At 73.8% G+C, this 23,971-nt stretch carries 24 protein-coding genes; 11 read left to right on the forward strand and 13 right to left on the reverse strand.

Annotation, left to right across the window (positions count from 1 at the left end; all coding sequences use genetic code 11):
* Position 1 precedes the first annotated feature (1 nt).
* Complete coding sequence (locus AC3X7R_RS09440; protein WP_489965379.1) at positions 2 to 337, reverse strand: YnfA family protein; 336 nt, start codon at positions 335 to 337, stop codon at positions 2 to 4.
* Between the two features lie 53 nt (positions 338 to 390).
* On the opposite strand from AC3X7R_RS09440, the gene AC3X7R_RS09445 reads away from it, so the two are divergent.
* Positions 391 to 915: a DUF2243 domain-containing protein gene (locus tag AC3X7R_RS09445; protein ID WP_489965380.1), complete on the forward strand. Its 525-nt coding sequence runs from the start codon at positions 391 to 393 to the stop codon at positions 913 to 915.
* A 164-nt stretch (positions 916 to 1,079) separates the two neighbouring features.
* Here AC3X7R_RS09445 and AC3X7R_RS09450 read toward each other — a convergent pair whose 3' ends face one another.
* On the reverse strand, positions 1,080 to 2,072 hold the full coding sequence (locus AC3X7R_RS09450) for a DUF5926 family protein (protein ID WP_489965381.1): 993 nt from the start codon (positions 2,070 to 2,072) through the stop codon (positions 1,080 to 1,082).
* 10 nt (positions 2,073 to 2,082) lie between these two features.
* Positions 2,083 to 2,865: a glycerophosphodiester phosphodiesterase gene (locus tag AC3X7R_RS09455; RefSeq protein ID WP_489965382.1), complete on the reverse strand. Its 783-nt coding sequence runs from the start codon at positions 2,863 to 2,865 to the stop codon at positions 2,083 to 2,085.
* Positions 2,866 to 2,999: 134 nt separating this feature from the next.
* Between AC3X7R_RS09455 and AC3X7R_RS09460 the strand changes: the two genes are divergently transcribed.
* From AC3X7R_RS09460 to AC3X7R_RS09470, 3 genes are all read left to right on the forward strand, one after another.
* Positions 3,000 to 3,638: a fasciclin domain-containing protein gene (locus AC3X7R_RS09460; RefSeq protein ID WP_489965383.1), complete on the forward strand. Its 639-nt coding sequence runs from the start codon at positions 3,000 to 3,002 to the stop codon at positions 3,636 to 3,638.
* Between the two features lie 106 nt (positions 3,639 to 3,744).
* Positions 3,745 to 4,344: an RNA polymerase sigma factor gene (locus tag AC3X7R_RS09465; protein WP_489965914.1), complete on the forward strand. Its 600-nt coding sequence runs from the start codon at positions 3,745 to 3,747 to the stop codon at positions 4,342 to 4,344.
* The gene (locus AC3X7R_RS09470) at positions 4,331 to 5,155 is read left to right on the forward strand and encodes an anti-sigma factor (RefSeq protein ID WP_489965384.1); all 825 of its coding nucleotides are present in this window, start codon (positions 4,331 to 4,333) and stop codon (positions 5,153 to 5,155) included. Before AC3X7R_RS09465 ends, AC3X7R_RS09470 begins: the two co-directional genes overlap by 14 nt.
* Before the next feature lie 7 nt (positions 5,156 to 5,162).
* Here AC3X7R_RS09470 and AC3X7R_RS09475 read toward each other — a convergent pair whose 3' ends face one another.
* Entirely contained in the window at positions 5,163 to 5,597 is a 435-nt protein-coding gene (locus AC3X7R_RS09475; protein ID WP_489965385.1) for a hypothetical protein, read from the reverse strand.
* A gap of 101 nt (positions 5,598 to 5,698) precedes the next feature.
* Complete coding sequence (locus AC3X7R_RS09480; protein WP_489965386.1) at positions 5,699 to 6,913, reverse strand: ATP-binding protein; 1,215 nt, start codon at positions 6,911 to 6,913, stop codon at positions 5,699 to 5,701.
* A gap of 96 nt (positions 6,914 to 7,009) precedes the next feature.
* Between AC3X7R_RS09480 and AC3X7R_RS09485 the strand changes: the two genes are divergently transcribed.
* Positions 7,010 to 7,891, forward strand: coding sequence for an Fpg/Nei family DNA glycosylase (locus tag AC3X7R_RS09485; protein WP_489965387.1), 882 nt, complete (start codon positions 7,010 to 7,012; stop codon positions 7,889 to 7,891).
* An 18-nt stretch (positions 7,892 to 7,909) separates the two neighbouring features.
* On the opposite strand, the gene AC3X7R_RS09490 is transcribed toward AC3X7R_RS09485, so the two are convergent.
* Positions 7,910 to 8,359, reverse strand: a complete 450-nt coding sequence (locus tag AC3X7R_RS09490; protein ID WP_489965388.1) for a hypothetical protein — start codon at positions 8,357 to 8,359, stop codon at positions 7,910 to 7,912.
* Between the two features lie 83 nt (positions 8,360 to 8,442).
* A complete protein-coding gene (gene aat, locus AC3X7R_RS09495) occupies positions 8,443 to 9,129 on the reverse strand; it encodes a leucyl/phenylalanyl-tRNA--protein transferase (protein ID WP_489965389.1) in 687 nt (228 codons plus the stop codon).
* A gap of 55 nt (positions 9,130 to 9,184) precedes the next feature.
* On the opposite strand from aat, the gene AC3X7R_RS09500 reads away from it, so the two are divergent.
* Positions 9,185 to 9,865 (forward strand): EcsC family protein, encoded by a 681-nt coding sequence (locus AC3X7R_RS09500; RefSeq protein WP_489965390.1) that lies wholly within the window; start codon positions 9,185 to 9,187, stop codon positions 9,863 to 9,865.
* Here AC3X7R_RS09500 and AC3X7R_RS09505 read toward each other — a convergent pair.
* From AC3X7R_RS09505 to AC3X7R_RS09530, 6 genes are read right to left on the reverse strand one after another with little or no spacing between them, the layout of a single operon-like run.
* Positions 9,826 to 11,088, reverse strand: a complete 1,263-nt coding sequence (locus AC3X7R_RS09505) for a hypothetical protein (protein WP_489965391.1) — start codon at positions 11,086 to 11,088, stop codon at positions 9,826 to 9,828. The genes AC3X7R_RS09500 and AC3X7R_RS09505 overlap by 40 nt on opposite strands.
* Entirely contained in the window at positions 11,085 to 12,227 is a 1,143-nt protein-coding gene (locus AC3X7R_RS09510) for a hypothetical protein (RefSeq protein ID WP_489965392.1), read from the reverse strand. Before AC3X7R_RS09510 ends, AC3X7R_RS09505 begins: the two co-directional genes overlap by 4 nt.
* 8 nt (positions 12,228 to 12,235) lie before the next feature.
* Positions 12,236 to 13,321 carry a hypothetical protein gene (locus AC3X7R_RS09515; protein WP_489965394.1) on the reverse strand — a complete coding sequence of 362 codons (1,086 nt, stop codon included), beginning with the start codon at positions 13,319 to 13,321 and terminating at the stop codon, positions 12,236 to 12,238.
* Positions 13,318 to 14,358 (reverse strand): hydroxymethylglutaryl-CoA lyase, encoded by a 1,041-nt coding sequence (locus AC3X7R_RS09520; protein WP_489965395.1) that lies wholly within the window; start codon positions 14,356 to 14,358, stop codon positions 13,318 to 13,320. The genes AC3X7R_RS09515 and AC3X7R_RS09520 overlap by 4 nt, the downstream gene beginning before the upstream one ends.
* Complete coding sequence (locus AC3X7R_RS09525; RefSeq protein WP_489965396.1) at positions 14,355 to 16,394, reverse strand: acetyl/propionyl/methylcrotonyl-CoA carboxylase subunit alpha; 2,040 nt, start codon at positions 16,392 to 16,394, stop codon at positions 14,355 to 14,357. The genes AC3X7R_RS09520 and AC3X7R_RS09525 overlap by 4 nt, the downstream gene beginning before the upstream one ends.
* A gap of 5 nt (positions 16,395 to 16,399) precedes the next feature.
* The gene (locus tag AC3X7R_RS09530; RefSeq protein WP_489965397.1) at positions 16,400 to 17,998 is read right to left on the reverse strand and encodes a carboxyl transferase domain-containing protein; all 1,599 of its coding nucleotides are present in this window, start codon (positions 17,996 to 17,998) and stop codon (positions 16,400 to 16,402) included.
* Positions 17,999 to 18,102: 104 nt separating this feature from the next.
* Between AC3X7R_RS09530 and AC3X7R_RS09535 the strand changes: the two genes are divergently transcribed.
* Genes AC3X7R_RS09535 through AC3X7R_RS09555 form a run of 5 tightly spaced genes read left to right on the forward strand, consistent with a single transcriptional unit; the run spans position 18,103 to position 23,959 of the window.
* Entirely contained in the window at positions 18,103 to 18,825 is a 723-nt protein-coding gene (locus AC3X7R_RS09535) for an LbetaH domain-containing protein (protein WP_489965398.1), read from the forward strand.
* Positions 18,826 to 18,855: 30 nt separating this feature from the next.
* Positions 18,856 to 20,502 carry a DUF2142 domain-containing protein gene (locus AC3X7R_RS09540; RefSeq protein WP_489965399.1) on the forward strand — a complete coding sequence of 549 codons (1,647 nt, stop codon included), beginning with the start codon at positions 18,856 to 18,858 and terminating at the stop codon, positions 20,500 to 20,502.
* On the forward strand, positions 20,459 to 21,568 hold the full coding sequence (locus tag AC3X7R_RS09545; protein ID WP_489965400.1) for a DegT/DnrJ/EryC1/StrS family aminotransferase: 1,110 nt from the start codon (positions 20,459 to 20,461) through the stop codon (positions 21,566 to 21,568). Before AC3X7R_RS09540 ends, AC3X7R_RS09545 begins: the two co-directional genes overlap by 44 nt.
* Positions 21,569 to 21,581: 13 nt before the next feature.
* Positions 21,582 to 22,823: a glycosyltransferase family 4 protein gene (locus AC3X7R_RS09550; RefSeq protein WP_489965401.1), complete on the forward strand. Its 1,242-nt coding sequence runs from the start codon at positions 21,582 to 21,584 to the stop codon at positions 22,821 to 22,823.
* The gene (locus AC3X7R_RS09555; RefSeq protein ID WP_489965402.1) at positions 22,820 to 23,959 is read left to right on the forward strand and encodes a DegT/DnrJ/EryC1/StrS family aminotransferase; all 1,140 of its coding nucleotides are present in this window, start codon (positions 22,820 to 22,822) and stop codon (positions 23,957 to 23,959) included. The genes AC3X7R_RS09550 and AC3X7R_RS09555 overlap by 4 nt, the downstream gene beginning before the upstream one ends.
* Positions 23,960 to 23,971 lie beyond the last annotated feature (12 nt).

Raw genomic sequence — 23,971 nt, forward strand, 5'->3', positions numbered from 1 at the left:
CTCAGGTCGCCCGCGGGGCACACATGATGACGGCGACCCCGACGAGGCAGAGCAGCGCGCCGGTGACGTCGTAGCGGTCCGGCCGGAAGCCGTCGACGAACATCCCCCAGGCCAGGGAGCCGGCGACGAAGACGCCCCCGTAGGCGGCCAGGATCCGGCCGAAGTTCGCGTCCGGCTGCAGGGTGGCGACGAAGCCGTAGAGGCCCAGGGCGATCACCCCGGCGCCCGCCCAGAGCCAGCCGCGGTGCTCACGGACCCCCTGCCACACCAGCCAGGCCCCGCCGATCTCCGCGACCGCGGCGACCAGGAAGAGCAGGACGGAGCGGGTGATCGTCATGGGAGAAGAGTGCCGCACGGGTGCGGTCGCGGTGGTGCGGGTACCGGACCGGCATGGACGAGAGAGCGACCGCGCACACGACGGACGGGACCGCGGCCTCAGCGGCGGCCGAGCCGCCGTCCCGAGGCCCGGGCCTGATGCTCGGCCTGGGGCTGGGCGGCTTCATCGACGGGATCGTGCTCCACCAGATCCTGCAGTGGCACCACATGATCAGCGACGTGGAGCCGGTCGACACCGTCGCCGGGCTCGAGCTCAACACGCTCGCCGACGGGTTCTTCCACCTCGGGACCTGGTTCCTGGTGGTCGGCGGCACCGTCGCGATGATCGCGACCTGGCGGCAGGGGCGGATGGCGCCGAGCTGGGGGTTCCAGCTCGGCCTGGTGGTCGCCGGGTGGGGGATCTTCAACCTGGTGGAGGGCCTGGTCAACCACCAGCTGCTCGGCGTCCACCACGTGCGCGACGACCTGGGCGCGCCGCTCTCCTGGGACCTGGGCTTCCTGGCCTCGGGAGTCGTGCTGGTGCTGGCCGGATGGCTCTGGCACCGCCGCGGGCTCGACGCCATGGGCGCCGGGAAATGAAGGTGCCCGGCCGTTGTTGACGGGGGATACAACAACGACCGGGCTGTCACAACTTACGCCACAACCGACGGGATCTCCAACCCCCTGAGCGTGATTTCCCGACTGGTGAGAGACACCTCTCACCGGTCTCGGCCGAAGACGGCTGAGCGGACGTCAGCGGACGGTCAGCGGATGGTCACCTGGCGGTTGGCCAGGCCCGCACGAGCCGAGCGCTGCTCCGTGGTGAGCTCGCTGGTGTCGGCCAGCGCCGTCTCCAGGGCAGCCGCGAAACGGGCCGCCGGCTCCTCCAGGACCTCGGCCCCGGTGCCCACCGGGAGGTCCCAGACCGGGGCCAGCAGACCGTGCGCCCGGAACATGCCCACCAGGCGGGAGCCCTCGGCGACCGAGTCCTCGCCGGCCGCGTGGAGCCGGGCCAGCGCGGTGAGCAGGGCGTCCTCGTCGTGCGGCATCACCCAGCGCAGGTGCTCCTTGGGTCCCACGTTGGTCCAGTACGCCGCCTCGACGCTGCTCAGGCGCACCGTGGGGTTCGCGGAGGCGTTGGCCTGCTCCAGGGCCGCCTCCATGGCGGCGTCCCGCTCGGGGACGTCGTCGATCCAGTAGCCGAACCCGTCGTGGACCGTGATCTCCAGCGGCTCGTCGACGACGAGGTCCTGGAGCCGCGGCCCGCTGCCGGGGTCGGTGGTCACCCCGACCACGCCGCTCTCGCCGGCCGCCGCCCGCGCGAGCGCCTGCTCCAGCACGGCGGCCAGGTCGCGGGACGGGTCGCCGAACTGGTGCTGGACCTGCAGGCCCAGCCACACGTCACCGGAGTCGCGGACCATCGCGGGGGCGGCCATCGGCAGCAGCGAGCAGAGCCGTACCGAGCCGCTCCACCCCTCCGGGGCCACCCGGTCGCGGAGCCGCAGCGGCGCGGTGGCCGCGGGCACCAGCTCGCGCAGCGCGATCAGGTCGCACTCGCTGGTGAATCCCTCGAAGGGCCGGGCCACGAACGGGGTCGCCGCCCCGCCGGCCGCGCCGTGGCACGCCTTGTAGCGCTTGCCCGAGCCGCAGGGGCACGGCTGGCGGGGACCGACGGCACCCTCCGTCCCGGCGGCGGACCCGCTCTGCTGGGAGGTGCCCTGGGCGTCTCGTGACTTGGTGCGCGACTTCTTGGCCATGCGCGAGAACCTACCTGCCGTCCAGCAGCTCCAGCATGTAGGCCGGGCGGTCGCTGATCACCGCACGGACCCCCAGCTCCAGGCAGAGGTCGAGGTCGGCCTCGTTGTTGACCGTCCAGACGTGGATGTCCCGCCCGCTTCCCACCAGCCGCCGGGCCAGGCCCGGGTGCTCGCGCAGCTCCTCGACGCCGGGCCCGACCTTCCACTCCGGGCCGATCACCCGGCGCAGCATCGGCCAGTGGTGGGCCTTGTCGATCAGCATCACCAGGTCCAGCGAGGGGGCGTGGCGCTCGACGCGCTGCAGGGCCGCCCAGGAGAAGCTCATCACCCGGACCGGCGACCCCGCCCCCGCCCAGCCGAAGTCGGTGAGGGTCTCCACCAGCCGACGCTCCACCAACCCGCCGTACCTCACCGGGTGCTTGGTCTCGATCGCGACCTGCACCGGCCGCTCGTAGTCGCGGACCATCTCGAGAAGACGCCGCAGGGTGAGCACCTTGCGGTAGGAGTCGTCGAGCTCGAGGCCCTCCTCGTCCAGCTCGGCCCAGGGGTTCTTCCAGCTCGCGAAGTCGAGCTCGTCGAGCTCCGCCAGGCTCATGGTCGAGACCAGTCCCGGGCTCGACGCCGTACGCCGCAGGGTGCGGTCGTGCACGCAGACGAGGTGGCCGTCGGAGGTCAGGCGCACGTCGCACTCCAGGGCCTCGGCCCCCGCGTCCAGCGCGGCCACGTAGGCCGCCAGGGTGTGCTCCGCCTTCTCGTGGCTGGCCCCCCGATGGGCGACCACCTGGGGTCTCATACAGGGAAGTGTGCAGCACGAGGCACCCGACGAAAAACTCTGCGTCCAGGTGCATCCGCCGACGCCACTTCTCCGGAGAAGAGGACAACAGGCGCGTCGACCGAGACGCCCGACGCATTGAGAGGAACAGTTTGATGAAGCGACTCACCGGATCTCTGGCCGCACTTGCCACCGCCGCGACCGTCTTCGGCGCCGCGATGCCCGCCGAGGCTGCGAAGGCCCCGAAGGAGAAGGCCCTCGTCTCGGTCCTGACCTCGGACGGCAACAAGTTCGACAACAACAAGAAGGACTTCGACATCGTCACCGAGGCCGCTCTCGCCGTGGTGGGCGCCAAGCCCGACTCGCCGGTGGCGCTGCTCGCCGACGGCACCACCCGCCTGACCGCCTTCGCCCCGACCGACCAGGCCTTCCGCCTGCTCGCCAAGGACCTGACCGGCAAGAACGTCAGGAGCGAGGAGAAGATCTTCAACACCCTCGTCGAGGTGGCCGGCGTGGACACCATCGAGACCATCCTGCTCTACCACGTGGTCCCGGGCGCCACCCTGACCAGCGGCAAGGTGCTGAAGTCCGACAAGGCCAAGCTCACCACCGCCCAGGGCGGCACGGTCAAGGTCAAGGTCGCCATGAACAAGAAGAAGACGGTCATCACCCTCGTCGACCGCGACCGCAACGCCAAGGACGCCCGCGTCGTGCTCAAGGCGCTCGACATCAACAAGGGCAACAAGCAGGTCGCCCACGGCATCGACCGGGTGCTCCGCCCGATCGACCTGTGAGCCCGGCCTGAGGAAGGCTCGCTCGGGACCTTCCTCTCCACACGCCCGGGCACGGTGGGCACTCCCCCAGACCCACCGTGCTCGGGGTAGCGTGATCGCCGTGACCATGACCGCCGGGCCGGAGCCGACGGCCCTCGAGGTCGCCCACGGCCTCGGTGCCGGTGACGGCGAGATGCTGGCGGTGGCCTACCGCCGGTGGTCCTCCCTCGTCCACACGGTGGCCCTGCGGGCGCTCGGCAACCACCACGAGGCCGAGGACGTCACCCAGCAGGTCTTCGTCTCCGCCTGGCGCAGCCGCCACACCCTGGTCCCCACCGAGCACGCCCTGCCGGCCTGGCTGATCGGGATCACCCGGCACCGCATCGCGGACCGCAGGGCCGAGCGGGCCCGCGACGCGCACCGGGTCGCCGCCGCCGCGGCGCAGGCCCCCGACGAGCAGGCCCAGCTCACCGGGGCCGCCGTCGGCCGCGGAGGCGGCCCCGATCCGGAAGCCGGTCTAGTCGACCGCTTGGTCGTCGCTCAACAACTTGAGAGCCTCGGGGATCCCCGCCGCACCATCCTGCGACTCGCCTTCCACGAGGACCTCACGCACGAGCAGGTCGCCGCCCGTCTGGGGCTCCCGCTCGGCACCGTCAAGAGCCACGTGAGACGCGGACTGGCCCAGCTCCGCAAGACCCTCGAGGAGGTGCACCGTGCAACCGCATGACGACCGGGACCAGCACGTCGACGACCAGCTCCTCGCCGCCCTCGCGCTCGACGAGGCCGGGCACGACCCGGCCGGCGACGACGAGGCCGGGAGCGACGAGCTGGCGCAGGCCCGGGCCCACGTGGACTCCTGCACGGAGTGCGGCGACGAGGTCGCGGCGCTGCACGACATCCTGGGCGTCGCCTCCGCCGCCCGCGACGAGGCCCTGGTGACGCCGCCGCCGTCGGTCTGGGCCGCGATCTCCGCCGAGCTCGCGCAGACCCCGCAGGAGCCGGCGACCGGCAGCACCGGCAGCACCGGCGGCACCGGCGGGACCGGCGGCACCGGCGGCGTGGTCGCGCTCGACTCCCGCCGCCGCGGCGTCCCGGCCTGGCTGGCGGCCACCGCGGCCGCGGTCACCCTGGTCGTCGGGCTCGGCGGCGGCGTGCTGATCGCCGGCGGCGACGACGAGCAGCCCGAGGCCCGACCGGAGCCCACGGTGGTGAGCAGCGCCCGGCTCGCCTCGCTCGACGCCGACGCCAAGGACCGCGGCCGGGCGCAGGTGCGCCGCGACGCCGACCGCGTCGTGCTCCACGTGGAGGCCCAGGAGCTCGAGGGCCCCGACGGCATCCGCGAGGTCTGGCTGATCAACGTCGACGGCACCCGGATGGTCTCCCTGGGGCTGCTCGCCGACGGCGTGGCCGGGGACTTCGAGTTCCCCGAGGAGCTGCTCGACGAGGGCTACCGGATCGTCGACATCTCCTACGAGCCCGGCGACGGCGACCCGACCCACTCGGGCGAGAGCCTCGCCCGGGGGACGCTCGACGGCTGAGCGCGCTTCAGGCGGTGGCGGCGGAGTCCTGCAGGCCGAGGTGCTGCTCCCAGCTGGTGCGGACGGCGTCGAACATCCGGTCGCAGAGGATGCGGTCGACCTCGGTCTTGTGCTGCGGGAAGAGGTAGACGTCGACCGGTCGGCCGTTCTCCTCCGTGACCAGGCGGAAGGCGTGGAACATCGCCACCCGCGAGGGGCGCTCGACGTCCATCAGCTCCGGGAAGCGGATCTCGAAGGCGGAGCCCTCGGGCATCCGCGGGTCGATCGTGCGCCAGATGACCTGGTGGGTGGTGACGAAGAGGGTGCCGGAGTAGTCCTGCGCCCCCTGGACGCAACGCAGGTGGGCCAGGTGGACGGCCTTCTCGTGGGGGAGCATCACGGGTCGCACCAGGCCCCAGTAGGGACCCGCGGCCACACGCTCGGCCAGATTGCCATTCGCCATGGGCGACAGGCTAGGGCTGGGACCCCCGCCCCACCCCCCGAACCGTCAGGTCTTTACCTACCGCATGAGCCGGGTCACACCGTGCGCGCACGGCGCCGGCGTCACCCGCGCTCGCGCAGGTAGCGCCCGAAGTGCGGCACGGTGAAGGCGATCCGCCCCCGCTCACCCGAGTAGATCAGCCCCTTCTTGAGGAGCGCGTCCCGCGCCGGGGAGAGCGACTGCGGCTTCTTGTCCAGCATGGCCGCGACCTCCGCGGTCGGGACCGAGGCGATGTCGTCGAGCTCCTCCTCGCCCGACTCGGCGATCGCCACGGCGGCGTCCGCCATCGCGCGCAGGTACTCGCGCTCGCCCGGCGTCGCCCGCTCGTAGCGGGAGCCGAAGAAGCCGACCGCGAGCTCCGCCTCGGCCTCGGGAGCGGCGACCGCGACGTCGTCGACGGTGATGGGCGAGCGCGGGGCCAGGTCCCAGACGGCCTTGCCGTAGGCCTGGATGAAGTACGGGTAGCCGCCGGTGGCGGCATACATGGCCGCCAGCGCGTCCTCGGTGAAGCAGGCGTCCTCGTCCTCGGCGGGGGCGGCGAGCGCCCGGTCGGCCGCCTCACGGGAGAGCCGGTCGATCCGCTGGTAGCGGAAGAGCCGCTCGGAGTAGGACTTGCTCGCCGAGAGCACCGCCGGCAGGTGCGGCAGGCCGGCCCCCACCACGATCATCGGCAGCCCGCTCTGGCTCATCTCGTGACAGGCCGCGCAGAGCGCGGAGACGTCCTCGGGCCCGAGGTCCTGCATCTCGTCGATGAAGACCGCCACCCCCTTGCCGACGTCGGCGGCCAGCCCTCCGACGTCGGTGAAGAGCTCGACCAGGTCGATCTCCACGTCCCCGGAGTCGGCGCGGCCACGGACGACGGGGGCCTCGATGCCGGGGTTCCACTGGTCCTTGAGCTTGGCCCCGGCGCCCGCCTCGCGCTGGGCGAAGGACCGGATCACCCCCAGCACGTGATCGGCGTCCTCGGCCCGCGGATGCCCCAGCTCGCGGACCGCCTGGTGCAGGGCACTCGACAGCGGGCGGCGCAGCCCCTGCTCGGGCCGGGCCTCGAGCTTGCCGGTCCCCCACCGCTTGCGCACCGCGGCCGAGCGCAGCGCGTTGAGCAGCACCGTCTTGCCCACCCCCCGCAGCCCGGTCAGCACCAGCGAGCGCTCGGGGCGCCCGGCGGCGACGCGCTCCAGCACCACGTCGAAGGCGCGCAGCTGCTCGTCGCGGCCGGCCAGCTCGGGAGGGCGCTGGCCGGCGCCCGGGGCATAGGGGTTGGTGATGGGATCCACGATGCGACAGTATCGGCGTCTCTAGGCATCCCCCTAGATCCGGCTAGCGACCCGCAGAGGGATCTCACCCCGGCCGACCGGCGCTAGGCTCGGCCCATGCCCGAGCTGCCCGAGGTCGAGGCGCTTGCCCACGACCTCGACCGCCGCCTCCGCGACCGGCCGATCACCCGGATCGACCTGGCCGCGTTCAACGCCCTCAAGACCTTCGACCCGCCCCTCAGCGCGCTCCACGGCACCCTGATCGACCGGGTGGGACGGCACGGGAAGTTCCTCGACATCGAGGCCGGCGGCCTCCACCTGATCGTCCACCTGGCCCGCGCCGGGTGGATCCGCTGGCGCGAGGAGGTGCCGGCGCTGCCCGCCAAGCCCAGCTCCAAGAGCCCGCTCGCCCTGCGGATCCTCCTCGACGAGGACGACGCGGGCCACACCAACGGGCTCGACGTCACCGAGGCCGGCACCAAGAAGAGCCTCGCCGCCTACGTGGTCCGCGACCCGCAGGACGTCGAGGGCATCGCCCGGCTCGGACCGGACCCGCTGGTCGACGAGTTCACCCCGCAGGCGCTCCGCGAGATCCTCGACGCCGCCGGGCGGTCCCAGCTCAAGGGGGTGCTGCGCCACCAGGGGACGATCGCGGGGATCGGCAACGCCTACTCCGACGAGATCCTGCACGCCGCGCGGATGTCGCCGTTCAAGCCGGCCAACAGCCTCACCGACGACGAGCTGGCGGTGCTGCACGACGCCATCAAGGTCACCCTCGGCGACGCCGTGGCGCGCAGCAGCGGGCTGGCGGCCAGCGAGCTGAAGGGCGAGAAGAAGTCGCACATGGCCGTGCACGGCCGCACCGGCCAGCCGTGCCCCGCCTGCGGGGACACCGTGCGCGAGGTCAGCTTCGCCGACTCGAGCCTGCAGTACTGCGCCACCTGCCAGACCGGGGGCAAGCCGCTCGCCGACCGGAGGATGAGCAGACTGCTCAAGTGAGGCCGGGCGGCAGGCCGCTCACTCGGTCGGGGTCTCGGTCTCCTGCGGCACTCCCGAGCGCTGGCTGCCCAGGCAGGTGGAGTCGTTGTAGGCGAAGAACTCCTCCACCTCCCCCAGCTGCTGCTCGGTGAGCTCGCGCTCCAGCGCGACCACGTCGTCCTGCTGGGCGTCGTCCTCGACCTGACCGATCAGCTCGCTCCAGATCTGGTGGCCGTTGCGCCCCGCCTCCGACATGCTGTCGGGCACCCCGATCTCGACCATCTGCCGCCCCCACTCCTTCAGGGTGGCCACCACCTCGGCGTCGGTGGTCTCCAGGTCCTGCTCGGCGCGCTCGTTGAAGAAGTCGCGGTAGGCCGCGCAGTACCGCTCCTCGGTGCTGGCCTCCTCGGCCGGCTCCGCGTCGTCGCCGCAGCCGAGCGCCGCGAACCCGACCAGGAGCAGGACGCAGGCGAGGCGCGCGGACTTCATGAGCACAGGGTGCCGCATCCAGGCCAGCGCGCGCACCGGTGGGTCTCATGTGAGATACGACTCACTGCGGGCGCCGGCGCCGTTCAGCGGGCGAAGGGCGCCGGCAGCGGCAGGTCCAGGGCGGTCCGCAGCCGGGTCGCGTACTCGCGCCGGTTGAGCTCGACCACGCCCAGCGAGGCCAGGTGGTCGGTGCTCCACTGCACGTCGAGCAGGCGCCGGTCGGCGTGGTCGTCGCGCAGCATCCCGACCAGGGCCATGAGTGCGACCTTCGAGGCGTCGGTCGCCCGGTGGAACATCGACTCACCGGCGAAGAGCCCGCCGATCGCGACGCCGTACAGGCCCCCGACCAGCCGGCCGCCCTGCCAGCTCTCCACCGAGTGCGCCCAGCCGAGCCGGTGCAGCTCCCCGTAGGCGCGTCGGATGTCGACGTCGATCCAGCCGTCCCGGCGGCCCGGGTCGCCGCACGCCTCGACCACCTCGTCGAAGACGGTGTCCACCCGGATCTCGAACTCCCGCGCGGAGCGTCGCATCGACCGGGAGACCCGCAGGCCGTCCAGCGGCAGCACGCCGCGCCGGACCGGGCAGAACCAGTACGGCGGGTCGCCGGGGCTCCCCGAGGGCATCGGGAAGAGCCCGTGCCGGTAGGCGGCCAGGAGGGTGCCCGGGGCCAGGTCGGCGCCGATGGCGACCAGGTCCTCCTCAGGATCCATCCGGCCCGGGGCCCCCAGCATCTCGAAGGCCCAGGGGGAGGGCGCGGGCTCCACAGGCACCCCCACAACCTAACGCTCGGGCGAAGGTTGCGCGCTCCGGCCTACGCTGGGCGACATGGGGATCTCAGGCTCGATCGGCAAGCGGCTCGCACCCAAGGTGGGCGACCTCGCCCCCGGCTACACCAGCCGGGCGGTGCTGGAGGCGTTCCGCCGCGCGGTGGACGGCGTCGGGCCGCTGCCTCCGGCCGCCCAGGCGGCCGAGAAGCAGCTCGCCGAGCAGCGCGGCGACGTCGACAAGGCGATCCACGAGGTGATCGAGAACCACGTCCGCCTCGCCGGCGCCCAGGGCTTCGCCACCAACCTCGGCGGGCTGGTCACGATGGCGGTGACGATGCCGGCCAACATCACCGGCCTGGCCCTGATCCAGTGCCGGATGATCGCCGGCATCGCCCACCTGCGCGGCCACGACCTCGCCGACCCCCGGGTGCGCAACGCGGTGCTCGCGGTGCTGCTCGGTGACGAGGTCGTCGCCGACCTGGTCAAGAGCCGCAAGATCCCCGGCACCCCGATGGCGCTGGCCACGGCCGCGGCGCACAGCGAGGTGCTGACCACCGTGCTCGCCGCCGAGGTGGCGCGCGTCCTGATCGGCAAGGTGGCCGGGAAGCGGCTCGCGACCGTCGCCGGGCGTCGCATCCCGGTGGTCGGCGGGCTGGTCGGCGCGAGCGCCGACGGCTACGCCACCTGGCGGATCGGCCGCTACGCCGACAAGGAGCTCCTGCCCCGGGCCCGTCGGTAGACCAGCAGCGCACCGCGGCCCACCCTGCTCTCCTCCATCAGCCGGACCAGCCGCTCGCGCAGCCGGTAGGTGGGGCGCAGGTAGGAGCGTTCCAGCGCGGCCCGGGTCTCGTGGAGCTGGTGCGCGAGGTCGGCCTCCACGTGCCGGAGCCGGGCGCCCTCGACCAGCAAGGCCGAGATCGCGTCGACCGCGGCCCGCGAGACGGCGGCCTCCTCCGGCTGGTCGGGGTCGGCCCAGGGCCCCGGCGCCCCGGCGCCCAGCAGGTCCTGGAGGTCGCCGACGACGTCGTAGCCGCGCCGTTCGATCTCCTCCACCCAGGTGGCCGAGAGGCTGCGGGCCCAGGCGTGCAGGTCGGGCGGGAGCGCCAGCCGGGGCGACCCCTCGCGGCGCGAGAGCGTCTGGTGGGCGAGGAGCTCGCGGACCAGCGGCCGGTAGTCGGCCGGGTCGACGGTCTTGACCACCTGGCGGTTGATGCGGCGCAGCAGGGCGGTCTCGGCGACCCCCAGCGACGGGTTGGCCCGCTCGGGGGTGAGGTCGAGCTCGATCCCGTCGAGCCCGAAGGCGGCGCTGAACCGCCGCCACAGCTCGTCGCGCGGGGCGCCCGGGGCCGGCACGGTGACCAGGTGGATCCGCTCGGGCGGGATGGTCGCCCCCCAGCGGTTGATGATGTCGGGCAGCTCCTGCACGCCCCAGAACCAGGAGCCGATCCGGCTGTTCCGCTCCGGGTCGACGATCTGCTCCAGGAACTTCGCATAGCTGATCGTGCTGCGGTGCTTGACGTTCTCCTGCCACTCCGCCGGGATCTGCCGCACCAGGTCGCGGACCGAGAGGACGAGGTGGACCTCGGCGTCGGCGCCGTCCTCGCCGGCCAGCGAGGTGAGGGCGCGGTCGACCTGCATCCGCGAGGCGGTGGCCAGGATCTCGTGGCTGACGACCGAGGTGCCCGGCCACTCCCGCACCTGCTCGGCGAGGCGGTCCCAGGCGCCGACCGCCTCCAGCTCCAGGCCGCCCCAGGTGAGCTTCATCAGGTCGAGCGCGGCGAGGAAGTGGGCGTCGAACCGCTCGGCCGGGTAGGAGATGCCGTGCTCGCGCAGCACCTCGGCGTTGCGGAAGAGCACGTCCTGCAGGTGCGAGGTGCCGGTCTTGGGGGTGCCGACGTGGATCAGCACCCGCCGGCGCGCGGGGATCCCCGCGCCCGTCTCGGCTCCTGCCACGCCCGTCACACCCGTTCCTTCCAGCCGCCCAGGAGCATCCGCACCGCAAGGGAGAGTACGCCGTCCCGTCCGGGGGCCGACTCGCCGTCCCGTCGGGCCGGGTCGGCCGCGGGGGCGGGCACCAGGTCGACAGGGTAGCCAGCGCGGGTGAGCCGCCGGCTCATCCGCCCGGCCCTCCGCTCCACCCACTCGCGGTGCTCGGCGGTGACGGCGGGCAGCGCGGCCTCGCCACGGGCACCCGAGCCCTGCGGGACGAAGACGTCGGCGGGGAGCCGGGGCAGCAGTCCGTCGCGGAGCAGCACCGTGCGGCGCGCCGGGGTCACCATCAGCCCCAGCACGGAGGCCAGCCGCCGGGCCAGCTCGGCGGCCTCCTCGCCGGGCCTCGGCGGCGCCGGCAGCCGGCGTACCCCGACCAGCCGGGGCAGCCGCGCCCACCCGGGCGTCCCCTCGAGCAGCAGGTGCACGTGCGCGTGGCCGCGGCGCTGCTCCCAGGTGCGCACCACCCGGGGCAGGTCGACCCGGGGCGGCACCTGGTTGCGCCGCTGCCAGGTCTCCAGCCAGGAGGCCCAGCTGCCGACACCGTGGTCGAAGCAGTTCGCCGTCCAGGCGTCGGCGAGCATCCGGCCCAGGTCGGCGCCGACCACCACGATCTCGCCGCCGGGGCGCGGCGCCCGCCCGCGAGCCACCAGGTCGCGACGGACCGGGTCGGCCAGCAGCGGGTCACCGACCAGGCGGTAGCGGCGCCGCCACGGCCGCGGGACCGCGTCCGGCCGGCGCGGCACCGGGCCGAGGGCGACCAGGTCCTCGGTCAGCAGGTGGGTGGCGACCCGGAGCAGCTCCTCCTCCGGCAGGGCGCTGGGGTCCACCGGGCGGGCCCCGAAGCGGGAGTCCTGGACGGCGCCCTCGAGCTCCAGGTCGGGTCGACCCCGACCGGGTGCGCTGGCCTCCAGCACCCGGCGGGCGAGCGCGGGCGGGACCTCGAGGCCGGTCTGGTTGAGGCGGCGCAGCAGCTCGAGCTGCTGGGCGCCGGGCACCACCCGGCCGACGGGCTCGGCCTCGCTCTGCCACTCGCCCCACGCCGTGGTGCCGCCGTCGAGCAGGTGCCGGACCCACCCCCAGGCGCGGCGCCTGCCACTCTCGCCAGACACGGGAGGCCTCACTTGCCGAGCAGCTGCTGGGTCCGGGTGCGGACCAGGCCGGTGACGCCCGGCTTGTCGGCGCGGGCGGCGGCCTCGTGGGTCATGGCGGTGAGGGCGTCCATCGCGGCGGCCAGCTGGGGCCTGGCCCGCACCTTGTCGGGGTTGAGCCACTTGGCGTCGGGGTCGGGCCGGCGGGGCCGGAGGTCCTCCACGTCACCGATCACGTCGATGCCGGAGGAGGCGACCCAGTCGATCCACGCGGTGGCCTGCTGGTCGGCCCAGTCGTAGCGGTCCGGCGGGAGGGTCACCGGCTGCGACTCGCGGTTGGCCAGCTCGCCCTGGGCGAGCATCTGGCGCACCAGGACGTCGTACGTCGGCTCGGTGCGCAGGTCGAGGCCCAGGCGCCGGTTGAGCTTGCGCAGCAGCTGCACCTCCGCGATGCCGAGCGACCGGTTGGCGCGCTCGCTGTCGAGCGGCGCCCAGGAGGGGTCGATGCCGAAGGCCTGGGAGAAGCGCTGCCACAGCACGTCGCCGCCGCGCCCGTGCGGGACGGTGACCAGGTGGACGCGCTCGGGGGGCAGCCTGGCACCCCACCGGGAGAGCACCGTGGGCAGGTCGAACGCCTTGGCGAACCAGGTCTCGCCGCGCTCCATCCGGGTGAGGAACCGGCGGAAGGTCCACCGCCGGCCCTGCTTGATGGTCTCCTGCCAGGCGGCGGGCAGCTGGCGGCCGAGGTCGCGGGCCGAGTAGACGACGTGGACCTCGAGGCCGGCCAGGTCGTTCATCGCCTTGGCGATCTTATCCGGCTTGGCCGCGGCCAGGATCTCGTGGCTGACGATCACCTGGCCCTTGGCCCGGCGCGCCTTGGCGACCAGGGCCTCCCAGTGGCCGTCCATGTGGCCGGGGCGCCCGCCCCAGTCCTGCTCGAGCAGGTCGAGCGCGGCGCGGAACTGGAAGAGGTCGGCGGGGATGAAGCGGTTCTTGGTGGGGATGGTGACCCCGTGCCGCGCGAGCTCGGCGGCGTTGCGGGTCAGCCGGTCCTGCAGGTAGGTGGTCCCGGTCTTCGGGGCACCGATGTGCAGGTAGACGACCGGGGTGCTCATGCCTCGGATTCTGCCAGCCCGCCGGAGCCGGCGAGCGCGCGCACCACCGCGGAGGGGCTGCTGCGTCCCAGCTGTCCGGCCATCCAGGCGCTGGTGGCGACCACGGCGTCGAGGTCGACGCCGGTGCCGATCCCGAGGCCCCGCAGCATCCACAGCAGGTCCTCGGTGGCCAGGTTGCCGGTGGCGCTCCCGGCGTAGGGGCAGCCGCCCAGGCCGCCGGCGCTGGCGTCGAAGGTGGTGATCCCCTCCTGGAGGGCCGCCAGGGTGTTGGCGAGCGCCTGGCCGTAGGTGTCGTGGAAGTGCATCGCCAGCCGGTCGACGCCGACCCCGGCCTCGGCGAAGGCGGCGACCAGGGCCTTCACGTGGCCGGCGGTGGCCACCCCGATGGTGTCGCCCAGGCTGAGCTGGCCGGCTCCCATCTCCAGCAGGCGTACGCCGGCGCGCACCACCTGCTCGGGCGGCACGGCGCCCTCCCACGGGTCGCCGAAGCACATCGACAGGTAGCCGCGCACCTCCAGGCCGGCGTCTCGGGCACGTCGTACGGTCGGCTCGAACATCGCGAACTGCTCGTCGTAGCTGCGGTTGAGGTTCTTGCGGGCGAAGGTCTCGGTCGCCGAGCCGAAGACGGCGACGTGCTCGAGGCCGAGGTCGAGGGCGCGGTCGAGCCCGCGCTCGTTGGGCACCAGGACGGGCATCCGGCGCGCGGCGTCCCCCAGCCGCTCGATGAGCAGCCCCATCAGCTCGGCGGCGTCGGCGAGCTGCGGCACCCATCGGGGGTGGACGAAGCTGGTCGCCTCGATGACCGGCAGGCCGGCCTCGTGGAGCCGGGTGACCATCTCGGCCTTGACCTCGACCGGCACCACGGTCTGCTCGTTCTGCAGGCCGTCGCGGGCGCCGACCTCGTAGACCGTCACCTGCGCCGGCAGCCCCTCGGCGCCGAACGTCATCGGCAGCGGCCGCTCCGACGACCCCTCGTGATGACGTCCCGCGGGTCCCGCGGCGGCGGCGGCAGCGGCAGCGGCGGTGGCGCCGCTCACGGCGCGACCTCCTCGACGACGAAGAGGGGGGCACCCATCGACACCTGCCCGCCGGCGGCGGCGGAGACCGCGGTGACCCGGCCCGCGAAGGGCGCCTTCAGCGAGAGCTCCATCTTCATGGCCTCCATCATGCCCAGCACCTGGCCCTCGGCGACCTCGTCGCCCACGGCGACCGTCACCTCGAGCACCGTGCCGGGCATCGGCGCGGTGAGGGTGCCGTCGCCGACGACCGCGGCCTGGGCGCCGAAGACGTCCGGCCGGGCGAAGAGGTGGCGGTGGCCCCGGTGGACCACCTCCACCGCGTGCGGCGCCACGTGGACGACCGCGCGGTGGCGGCGGCCGTCGACCCGCAGCACCACGACGTGGCGGGCCACCTCGAGCTCCTCGACGGCGTACAGGCGCCCCTCGTCGCCGCCCTCGTGGACCACGCCGCGGCGCCGGTCGACGGCGAGGGTCCGCACCTCGCCGTCGTGCTCCAGCTCGACCAGCACCGGGGCGGCGTCGCCGGCCAGGCGCCAGCCGTCCGTGGCGAACGGGTCGCCGGCCGGGCCGCCGGTGACGCGGGCGTCGAGCAGGGCCGCCTCGGTCCAGGCGGCGATCGCCAGCGGCAGCTCCGTGTCCGGCGCGTCGAGCGTGACCCGGTCCAGCCAGGCGGTGTCGATGTCGGTGTCCCGGAAGGAGTCGGAGGCGACCAGCGCCCGGAGGAAGCCGGTGTTGGTGGTCAGGCCGAGGATCGCGGTGCGGTCCAGGGCGGCGACCAGGCCGAGGCGGGCGGACTCGCGGTCGGGACCGTGGACGACGACCTTGCCGAGCATCGGGTCGTAGGAGGTGCTGACCACCTGCCCGCTCTCCAGGGCGTGGTCCACCCGGACGCCGGGACCCTCGGGCCAGCGGACCAGCGTGGCGGTGCCGGCCTGCGGCAGGAAGCCGCCGAAGGAGTCCTCGGCGTAGACCCGCGCCTCGATGGCGTGGCCGGAGAGGTGGAGCTCCTCCTGGCGCAGGGCGAGCGGCTCCCCGGCGGCGACGCGGATCTGGTGCTCGACCAGGTCGACGCTGCCCGGGCCCCAGCCCCCGCCGGCCGCACCGGTGGAGACCACCGCCTCGGTGACCGGGTGCTCGACCTGGAGGCGGGTGTTCATCTCCAGGAAGTAGAAGTCGCCGGTGGCGTCGTCGAGCAGGAACTCCACCGTCCCGGCGCCGCGGTAGCCGACCTGCCGGGCGAGCGCCACGGCGGACGACGTGATCTCGGCGCGCTGCTCGGGGGTGATCGTGGGCGCCGGCGCCTCCTCGAGCACCTTCTGGTGGCGCCGCTGGGTGGAGCAGTCGCGCTCGAAGAGGTGGACGACGTTCCCGTGGGCGTCGGCCATCACCTGGACCTCGACGTGGCGACCGGACTCGACGTACTTCTCGATCAGCAGGGTGTCGTCGCCGAAGGCGCTGCCGGCCTCGCGGCGGGCGGCGGCCACGCCGGCGTCGTACTCGTCGGGGTGGCGGACCACCCGCATCCCCTTGCCGCCGCCGCCGGCGGCCGCCTTGACCAGCACCGGCCAGGCGAAGGCGTCCGGGTCGTCGTCGATCCCGTAGGAGGGCACCACCGGGACGCCGGCGGCGAGCGCGACCTCGCGGGCCCGGTCCTTACGGCCCATCAGGTCCATCACCTCGGCGGTGGGACCGACCAGCGTGACGCCGGCGGCCTCCAGGGCGCGGGCGAAGGCGGCGCGCTCGCTGAGGAAGCCGTACCCGGGGTGGACCGCGTCGGCCTCCGACCGCAGGGCGGCCTCGACCACCGCGTCGATGTCGAGGTAGCTGTCGACGTGGACCGAGTCGTCGGCGGCGCGCACGTGCGGGGCGTGGCGGTCGGTCTCGGTGTGCAGGGCGACGGTGCGGATGCCGAGGCGGGCGCAGGTGCGCATCACCCGGAGCGCGATCTCGCCGCGGTTGGCGACCAGCAGCGTCCGGATCGCGCCGTCGCCCGGTGGGCGGCGCGCCGGAGGGAAGGAGTCGGCCGGGTGCTGGTCGTGGGGGAGCTGGGACATCGCCGTCACATCCGGAAGACGCCGTAGGAGGGCGCCGGGGTCGGGGCGTTCGCGGCGACCGCGAGGCCCATGCCGAGGACCCGGCGGGTGTCGGCGGGGTCGATGATCCCGTCGTCCCAGAGCCGGGCGGTGGAGTAGTAGGGCGAGCCCTGGGTCTCGTACTGGTCGCGGATCGGCGCCTTGAACGCCTCCTCGTCCTCGGCCGACCACTCGCCGCCGCGCGCCTCGATGCCGTCGCGGCGCACCGTGGAGAGCACCGAGGCGGCCTGCTCGCCGCCCATCACCGAGATCCGGGCGTTGGGCCACATCCACAGGAAGCGCGGGTCGTAGGCCCGCCCGCACATGCCGTAGTTGCCGGCGCCGAAGGAGCCGCCGATCACCACGGTGAACTTCGGCACCACGCTGGTGGCGACCGCGGTGACCAGCTTGGCGCCGTCGCGGGCGATGCCGCGGTTCTCGTACTCCCGGCCGACCATGAAGCCGGTGATGTTCTGCAGGAAGACCAGCGGGATCCCGCGCTGGTTGCACAGCTCGATGAAGTGGGCGCCCTTGAGCGCCGACTCGCTGAAGAGGATGCCGTTGTTGGCCACGATCCCGACCGGGTGGCCGTGGATGTGCGCGAACCCGCAGACCAGGGTCTCGCCGTAGAGCCGCTTGAACTCGTGGAACCGGCTGCCGTCGACGATCCGGCGGACCACCTCGCGGACGTCGTACGGCGTGCGGGTGTCGGCGGGCACCACGTCGGCCAGGGTGGCCGGGTCCTCCAGCGGCTCCTCGGGCTCACGCAGGTCGTACGCCGGCCGGCCGGGCGCGCCGGCCGCGGCCCCGTAGCCGACGGTGCGGGGCAGGGTGTCGACGATGGAGCGGACGATCGCCAGCGCGTGCGCGTCGTCGTCGGCGAGGTGGTCGACCACCCCGGAGGTGCGGGCGTGGACGTCGCCGCCGCCCAGCTCCTCGGCGGTGACGACCTCGCCGGTGGCGGCCTTCACCAGCGGCGGGCCGCCGAGGAAGATCGTGCCCTGCTCCCGGACGATCACCGTCTCGTCCGACATCGCCGGCACGTAGGCGCCGCCGGCGGTGCAGGAGCCCATCACGCTGGCGATCTGCGGGATGCCGCGCGCCGACATCTGCGCCTGGTTGAAGAAGATCCGCCCGAAGTGCTCCCGGTCGGGGAAGACCTCGTCCTGCATGGGCAGGAAGGCGCCGCCGGAGTCGACGAGGTAGAGGCAGGGCAGGTTGTTCTCCGCGGCGACCGTCTGGGCGCGCAGGTGCTTCTTGACCGTCAGCGGGTAGTAGGTCCCGCCCTTCACGGTGGCGTCGTTGGCGACCACCATCACCTCGCGGCCGTGGACCCGGCCGATGCCGGCGACCAGGCTCGCGGACGGCACGGCGTTGAGGTCGTCGGCGTCACGGCCGTACATCCCCCAGGCGGCCAGCGGCGCCAGCTCGAGGAAGGGGCTGCCGGGGTCCAGCAGCCGGTCGACCCGGTCGCGGACCAGCAGCTTGCCGCGGTCGGTGTGCTTGCGGCGGGCGCTCTCCGCGCCGCCCTGTCGGACCAGGGCGAGACGCTCGCGCAGCTCGGCGGTCAGGTCGTGCAGGCTCATGGCGTCAGGTTAACGGTCATTAACCAACCCGTCGAGACGCCGGGTCCCAGGCGCCGAGGTCGGGCCACCGGGTCCGGGCCCGGGGCGTGGCAGGCTGTGCGCCCATGACGTCGCGTGCGCACGAGGAGAACCGGATCCACCCCACCGCCGTCCTGGGCCCCGAGGTGACGCTGGGCCGGGGCAACGTCATCGGTCCCTACGCCGTGCTCCAGGGTCCGGTCACGCTCGGCGACGACAACTTCGTCTCCGCCCACGTCTCGATCGGCGCCGCCGCCGACGTCCGCGGCCACCACCTGGACGCGAGCTGGGAGGAGCCGAGCCGCGACAGCGGCGTGGTGATCGGCTCCCGCAACGTCTTCAAGGAGTTCACCTCCGTCACCCAGGGGTGGGCGCACGAGACCCGCCTGGGCGACGACGCCTTCCTGATGGGCAAGGCCCACGTCAGCCACGACTGCACCGTCGGCGACGGGGTCACGATGGCCCACGGCGTGGTGCTGGCCGGCCACGTCACCGTCGGCGAGGGGGCCAACCTGGGGATGGGCACGGTGGTGCACCAGCGCGCCTGGATCGGCGCCGGCGCCATGGTCGGCATGCAGTCGGCCGTGCGTCACGACCTCCCGCCGTACGCCGTGAGCCTGGGCGTCCCGGCCCGTCCCACCCGCCTCAACACCCACCGCCTGGCCCGCCTGGGCGTCGGCGACGACGCCGTCGACGCGCTCGCGGCGCTGGAGGAGGCCGTGCTGCGCGGCGGCAGCGCCCTCGATGACGTGCCGGACGACCTGCGCCCCGCGCTCACCGAGTGGCTGGCGCGCCGGACGGCGTCCTGAGCGTCGGAGCGGGCCGATATCCTCCGGCGCATGCCGCTCCCGACCGCCCCGTGGCGACGCACCGACCTCGGTGACGACCGTCCCGAGGCCACGCCCCGCCGCTCGCTGCTGACCCGCACGCTCGTCGCGTGGGTCTGGGTCTTCGGCTGCTTCATGACCTGGTCGCTGGCCACCCCGATCTTCAGCTCCCCCGACGCGCCGGCCCACGACCTGATGGCCTGGCACGTCGCGCACGGCAACCTGCTCCCCGAGCAGACCGACGTCCTCAACGCCGGGGTCACCTCCAACGCGGTCACCCCGGCGCCCAAGGGGCTGGTCGAGACGGCCGACTCCATCGAGTGCCTGCGGCACAAGCCGGAGAAGCCGGCCTCCTGCCTCAAGCCGGTGACGGAGGAGTCGGAGCTGGTCGACTTCATCAACCCGGCCGGGCGCAACTTCCCCACCTACTACCTGGCGACCGGGTGGCCCTCGCTCTTCACCGACGGCGCCACCGCGATCTTCGCCATGCGGACGGCCGCCGCCGCGCTGGCCGCCCTCTTCGTCGCCTGGGCCTTCAGCGCGGCCACCACCCGCGCCCGGCCGATGACCGCGGTCGCGGGGATCGTGGTCGCCCTGCCGCCGATGACGATGTACCTCGGCGGCGCGGTCAACCCCAACTCCCTCGAGATCACCGCGGCGATGGCGCTGGCCGCCTGCTCGGTGGTCTTCCTCCGGGAGCCGGAGACCTGGCTCGGCCGGGTGATGTACCGCCGGATGATGATCGCGGCCGCGGTGATGGTGACCATCCGGCTGCTGGCGCCGGTCTGGGTGCTGGTCTGGGTCGTCGCCTTCGCCCTGCTCGCCGACCGCCGGGTGTGGAGCCGGGTGCTGACCCGGCGCGGCCTGGCCTGGGCGGCGCTGCCCTTCCTGGGCGCGGTCTTCAACGTGGTGTGGACCTACACCGCCGGGCTCACCGACTACCAGGCCGAGCCCAAGCACGACCTGAGCCTGCTGGAGGCCTTCTGGGCCAGCAAGTCGTTCATCGACGAGTGGGGCAGCGTGACCTCCAGCGTCGGCAACTTCGGCTGGCTCGACACCACCCTGGCGCCCGCGCAGTACTACTACTACTCGTTCACGGTCGTCTTCGTGGTCGCCGTCGCCTGGATCTTCCTGCGGGGCCGGGAGAGCCTGGTCACCGCCTGGCTGCTGGTCGCCGCCTACCTGGTGCCCGTGGTGCTGCAGGCCGCCCAGTGGAACACCAACGGCGGCGTCTGGCAGGGCCGCTACACCCTGCCGCTGACCGTGATGATCCCGATCATGACGCTGATGCTGGCCTCCGACCGGCTGGCCGAGCCGCGGCTCTCCCCGCTCGCCGCCCGCTACTCCCGGGTCCTGCCGGTCGCCCTCCTGCTGCTGCTCTGGGTGCACGTGGTGGCGATGCAGACCCAGCTGCGCCGCAACATCGCCGGCATCGACGGCACGGTGCCGGAGCAGGACCGGTGGGCACCGCCGGTGCCGGCCGAGCTGCTCAGCGGTGGACTCTTCCTGGCCCTCGCCCTGGCCTGGCTCGCCTTCGCCGTCGCCTCCTGGAAGGAGGCATCGGGCGCGGAGACCGATAGGGTGCCTCGACCCGCCCAAGAGCCTGGAAAGAACCATGACGACGTCATTCATCCCAGCCGCCAAGCCGATCATCGGTGACGAGGAGCGCGCCGCGGTCGACCGCGTGATGCGCTCCGGCATGATCGCCCAGGGCCCCGAGGTCGCCGCCTTCGAGAGCGAGTTCGCCGAGCGGCTAACCGCCGGCCGCACCTGCGTCGCCGTCAGCTCCGGCACCTCGGGCCTCCACCTCGGGCTGCTCGCCGCCGGGGTCGGCCCGGGCGACGAGGTGATCGTGCCCTCGTTCACCTTCGCCGCGACCGGCAACGCGGTGGCGCTCACCGGCGCCACCCCGGTCTTCGCCGACATCGACCCGGCGACCTTCTGCCTCGACGCGCAGAGCGTCAAGGCCGCGATCACCGACCGCACCAAGGGCGTCATGCCGGTCCACCTCTACGGGCACCCGGCCGACATGGACGCCTTCGCCGACCTGGCCGCCGAGACCGGGATCCGGGTCTTCGAGGACGCCGCGCAGGCCCACGGCGCCACCTGGCGCGGAGCGCCCGTCGGCACCTTCGGCGACTTCGCCATGTTCAGCCTCTACCCCACCAAGAACATGACCTCCGGCGAGGGCGGCATGGTCTCGGTCGCCACCGACGAGATCGCCCGCCGGCTCCGCCTGCTGCGCAACCAGGGGATGGAGCGGCAGTACGCCAACGAGGTGGTCGGCTTCAACGCCCGGATGACCGACATCCACGCCGCGATCGGCCGGGTGCAGCTGACCAAGGTGGAGGGGTGGACCGAGCAGCGCCGCAACAACGCGGCGTACCTCGACGCCCACCTCGAGGGGGTGCGGGTGCCGGGCGTGCACGAGAGCGCCACGCACGTCTACCACCAGTACACGGTCCGGGTCGCCGGCGGCGGCGCGGAGCGCGACCGGATGGTCGCCGCGCTGCGCGAGGAGCACCAGGTCGGCTCGGGCGTCTACTACCCGATCCCCAACCACCGTCTCGACTCGCTGGCCGGCTACGCCGCCGGCGTGGAGCTGCCCGAGACCGAGCTCGCCGCCACCGAGGTGATCAGCCTGCCGGTCCACCCGTCGCTGACCGAGGCCGACCTGGAGCGCGTCGTCACCGGCATGAACGCGGTCGTCCGGGCCGGGGCCTGAGGAGACCGCTGCCGTGCGCATCGTCGTCGTCAACAACTTCTTCCCCCCGCGGGTCGGGGGCAGCTCCCACCTCTCCGACGCGCTCGCGCAGGGGTACGCCGCCCGCGGCCACGAGGTGCTGGTGGTCACCGCGGCCTACGGGGACGCCCCGGCCACCGAGGTGCGCGACGGGCTGCGGATCGTCCGGCTGCCGGCGGTGATGCTGCCCGAGACCCGGCTGGCGGTCAGCTTCGACCTCTCCTTCGCCACCCGCCCCTCGCTGCGCCGCCGGCTCGCCCGGCTGCTCGACGACTTCGCCCCCGACGTCATCCACCAGCACGGCCAGATGATGGACCTCACCTGGGCCACCGGCGCCTACGCCCGACGCCGCGGGATCCCCACCCTGCTGAGCATCCACACCCGGCTGGAGAACCCGTCGGCCCACTACCGCCGGGCCTTCCGGGGTCTCGACGCCACCCTGGTCCACCCGCGGCTGCGCCGCTACCAGCCGCGCATCGTGGTGATGGACCGCTACATGGACGAGTACATCCACCAGCGCTACCCCCGCGGGTTCCGCGACCTGGTGCCGATCCCGGTCGGGGTCAACGCCGACTGGGTGCGCGGTGGCTCCCGCACGGAGGGCCGCGCCCTGCTCGGCGTCGACGAGGGCGTCCCGCTGATCCTCTCGGTGGGCCACGTCATCCCGCTGCGCGACCGGGTCGGCCTGGTCGAGGCGATGCCGGCCGTGCTGGAGCGGCACCCCGACGCCGTCCTGGCCGTGGTCGGCCGGGTCTACTACGACGTCTTCGCCCAGCGCGCCGAGGAGCTCGGCATCAGCCACGCCGTCCGCAGCGTCGGCGCGATGCCCAAGCCCACCATCCCCCACCTGCTGGCCGCCGCCGACGTGGAGGCCCACGAGCAGGGCGACGGGCTCGGCACCGCCACCCTCGAGGCGATGGCCGCCGGCGTCCCGGTGGTCGGGTGGGGCCGCGTCGACAACTTCCCCGGCGTCGACCTGGTCGACGGCCGCGAGATCCTGCTCTGCCCCCGCCACGACGTGGCCGGGCTCTCCGAGCGGCTGGTCCGGGTGCTCGACGACCCGGCCGAGGGGCGGGCGCTGGGCGCCCGCGGCCGGGAGGTCTTCGACCGGCACTTCACCCTGGAGCGGGTGCTCGACCAGCACCTGGAGACCCTCGCCGACCTGACCGGACGACCGGCTCCCGGCGAGCAGCAGGTTGCTAGCATCGCCCGCGAACAAGGAGGCCCCGCCGCATGACCCGCTCCGTCGCCCTGGGCGAGCCCACCGTCGGCGAGCCGGAGCTCGCCGCGGTCGCAGCGGTCTTCGAGTCGGGCTGGCTCTCCGGCGCCGGGCCCTCGTGCCTGGCCCTGGAGTCCGAGCTGGCGCAGGCCGTCGGCACCGCCCACGCGCTGGCCACCTCCAACTGCGGCTCCGCGCTCCACCTCGGGCTCCAGGTGCTCGGGTCGGGGCCGGGCGACGAGGTGATCGTCGCCGACTACACCTTCCCGGCCACCGGTCACGCGGTCGCCTGGACCGGCGCCACCCCCGTCTTCGCCGACGTGCGCCCCGACATCTGGTCGGCCGACCCGGCGAGCGTCGCCTCCCTGGTCACCGAGCGCACCGTCGGCATCCTGGCGGTCGACCCCTTCGGCCAGCCGGCCGACTACGACGAGCTGCGCGCGGTCGCCCAGCGGCACGGCCTGTGGCTGATGGAGGACGCCGCCTGCGCCGCGGGCGCCACCTACCGCGGGCGCCCGGCCGGCAGCCTCGCCGACCTGGCCGCCTTCAGCTTCCACGGCCGCAAGGGCATCACCGCCGGCGAGGGCGGCGCCCTGGTCGGCGACGACGCCGAGCGGATGGGCACCGCCCGCAAGCTGCACACCTACGGGATCGCGCCGGCCATCACCCGCGAGGGGGCCGCGACCCTGCCGGTCCCCAGCTTCGACGTGGCCGGCTACAACTACCGGCTCTCCGACGTGGCCGCGGCGATCATGCGCGTCCAGCTGACCCGCCTGCCCGACCTGCTCGCCGCCCGCGGCCGGGCCGCCGACGGGTATGCCGAGCAGCTCGGCGACCTCGAGCAGCTGGCGCTGCCGGTGGTGGCCGAGGGCCGCACCCACGCCTGGCAGTCCTACGTGGTGGCGATCTCCCCCGAGCTCGACCGGGGCGCCGTGGCGCTGGCCCTGCGCGAGCGCGGGGTGGGCTGCAACTTCGGCACCTACGCCTCCCACCTGCAGCCGGTCTACGGCTCCCGGGAGCAGTGCCCGATCTCCGCGGACCTCTTCGCCCGCCACCTGGCCATCCCCATGCATGCCAACCTGGAGCCCGACGACGTCGCCTACGTCGCCGAGACGCTGCGCGAGGTCGCCTCGTCGGCCGCCGTGCGTCGCTGACCCACCTCGAAA

This window comes from Nocardioides sp. Z22_16, from assembly GCF_058134365.1.

Bases quoted from the DNA above. Each gene is read 5' to 3' on its own strand.
- AC3X7R_RS09535 (WP_489965398.1), top strand. From the start codon at position 18,103: ATGACGTCGCGTGCGCACGAGGAGAACCGGATCCACCCCACCGCCGTC.
- AC3X7R_RS09485 (WP_489965387.1), top strand. From the start codon at position 7,010: ATGCCCGAGCTGCCCGAGGTCGAGGCGCTTGCCCACGACCTCGACCGC.
- AC3X7R_RS09440 (WP_489965379.1), bottom strand. From the start codon at position 337: ATGACGATCACCCGCTCCGTCCTGCTCTTCCTGGTCGCCGCGGTCGCG.
- AC3X7R_RS09540 (WP_489965399.1), top strand. From the start codon at position 18,856: ATGCCGCTCCCGACCGCCCCGTGGCGACGCACCGACCTCGGTGACGAC.
- AC3X7R_RS09465 (WP_489965914.1), top strand. From the start codon at position 3,745: ATGACCGCCGGGCCGGAGCCGACGGCCCTCGAGGTCGCCCACGGCCTC.
- AC3X7R_RS09500 (WP_489965390.1), top strand. From the start codon at position 9,185: ATGGGGATCTCAGGCTCGATCGGCAAGCGGCTCGCACCCAAGGTGGGC.
- AC3X7R_RS09455 (WP_489965382.1), bottom strand. From the start codon at position 2,865: ATGAGACCCCAGGTGGTCGCCCATCGGGGGGCCAGCCACGAGAAGGCG.
- AC3X7R_RS09545 (WP_489965400.1), top strand. From the start codon at position 20,459: ATGACGACGTCATTCATCCCAGCCGCCAAGCCGATCATCGGTGACGAG.
- AC3X7R_RS09490 (WP_489965388.1), bottom strand. From the start codon at position 8,359: ATGAAGTCCGCGCGCCTCGCCTGCGTCCTGCTCCTGGTCGGGTTCGCG.
- AC3X7R_RS09555 (WP_489965402.1), top strand. From the start codon at position 22,820: ATGACCCGCTCCGTCGCCCTGGGCGAGCCCACCGTCGGCGAGCCGGAG.
- AC3X7R_RS09530 (WP_489965397.1), bottom strand. From the start codon at position 17,998: ATGAGCCTGCACGACCTGACCGCCGAGCTGCGCGAGCGTCTCGCCCTG.
- AC3X7R_RS09450 (WP_489965381.1), bottom strand. From the start codon at position 2,072: ATGGCCAAGAAGTCGCGCACCAAGTCACGAGACGCCCAGGGCACCTCC.
- AC3X7R_RS09445 (WP_489965380.1), top strand. From the start codon at position 391: ATGGACGAGAGAGCGACCGCGCACACGACGGACGGGACCGCGGCCTCA.
- AC3X7R_RS09525 (WP_489965396.1), bottom strand. From the start codon at position 16,394: ATGTCCCAGCTCCCCCACGACCAGCACCCGGCCGACTCCTTCCCTCCG.
- AC3X7R_RS09460 (WP_489965383.1), top strand. From the start codon at position 3,000: ATGAAGCGACTCACCGGATCTCTGGCCGCACTTGCCACCGCCGCGACC.
- AC3X7R_RS09515 (WP_489965394.1), bottom strand. From the start codon at position 13,321: ATGAGCACCCCGGTCGTCTACCTGCACATCGGTGCCCCGAAGACCGGG.
- AC3X7R_RS09475 (WP_489965385.1), bottom strand. From the start codon at position 5,597: ATGGCGAATGGCAATCTGGCCGAGCGTGTGGCCGCGGGTCCCTACTGG.